2 protein-coding genes are annotated in these 1394 nt (G+C 70.1%); both read left to right on the top strand.

The window, feature by feature from the left end:
* The first annotated feature begins 140 nt into the window (after nt 1-140).
* Entirely contained in the window at nt 141-1049 is a 909-nt protein-coding gene (locus ACWDX9_RS63320) for a DUF6807 domain-containing protein (protein WP_449973454.1), read from the top strand.
* The coding region (locus tag ACWDX9_RS63315; protein WP_449973453.1) for a cupin domain-containing protein at nt 1046-1394 on the top strand (349 nt) is incomplete at its 3' end. The genes ACWDX9_RS63320 and ACWDX9_RS63315, both read left to right, overlap by 4 nt.

Below are 1394 nucleotides of genomic sequence, written 5' to 3'. Positions count from 1 at the left end.
CACGGCCATGTACCAGTCGGCCATCACGGGCCGTCCCGTCACCCGGGCCGAGCTCGACGAGACGAACCCCTTCTACCACTCGCTCAACGGCGGCGACCTGCCGACCGCCCTCAGCCGCCTCCAGCACCAGGAGTCCGACCATGCCTGAAACCAAGCTCAGCGTCCGCGACGAGGACAGCTCCCTGATCGTCACCGCCGGCGACGTGGACATCGCGCAGTACGTCTACCGGCCGGACGCGCCCGACGCCGAGGCGCCCAAGCCTTACATTCACCCGATCCGCAGCCTGTCCGGCGCGCCCATGTCGGTCTACCGCCCGTGGGACCACCGCTGGCACAAGGGCCTGCAGATGACCTGGGCCCACCTGTCCGGGCAGAACTTCTGGGGCGGCCCCACGTTCTCGGTGGAGAAGAACTACCACTGGCGCGACAACCTCGGCCACATGAACCACATCGACTTCCCCGGCGTCGCCGCCGACGGAGAGCGGGTGACGATCGACGAGACCCTGCACTGGGTCTCGTCGGCGGGCGAGCACTGGATCACCGAACAGCGCCGCCAGGTCTTCCACGGCGTGGACGCCGAACGCGGCATCTGGGCGCTGGACTTCTCGACGAAGCTGCTCAACGTCCGCGGCGCCACTCTCGAGTTCGGCAGCCCCACCACGCACGGCCGTCCGCTGGCCGGATACGCGGGCTTCTTCTGGCGCGGCCCCCGGTCCTGGACCGGCGGGACGATCATCGGCGCCGGCGGGAAGGGCGGGGAGGAGATGATGGGCGCCGAGGCCCCGTGGCTGGCCATGGTCGGGCAGCACGACGAGATCGACGGCGGCGGCACCGTGCTGGCCGTCGCCGGTCACTCCAGCGCGTCGGTGCCGATCAAGTGGTTCGTCCGCAAGGAGGCGTTCGCGGTGATCAGCCCCTCCCCCTCCTTCGACGAGGAGATCGCGCTGGCCGACGGCGACACTCTCGAACTGACGCACCGCTACGTCTTCATCGACCACATGTGCGACCGGGCCGAGCTGGACGAGCTCGGCGCGGAGTTCGCACTGTGACCCCACTGTTCCCCGGCGGCACGTCGATCAGCGACCTGGCGGTCTACGACTGGGAATGCGCCGACGGCGTCCATGGCGGCACCCCGCACCTGCACACCGTCTCGACGGAGGCCTACGTCGTGACCGGGGGCCGCGGGGAGGTGCACACCCTCAGCGCCGCGGGCTTCGCCCGGGACCGGCTCGAAGCGGGCACGGTGTTGTGGTTCTCGCCGGGAACGATCCATCGCCTGGTCAACGAGGACGGCCTCCGCCTGGTCGTGATCATGCAGAACGCGGGGCTGCCCGAGGCCGGCGACGCCGTCCTCACCTTCCCCGCTGACATCCTGCGCGATCGCGACGCCTACC

The organism is Nonomuraea sp. NPDC003201, from assembly GCF_053590415.1.
The sequence above is the reverse complement of the archived record's forward strand: the minus strand, read 5'-3'. Positions and strand labels throughout refer to the sequence as shown.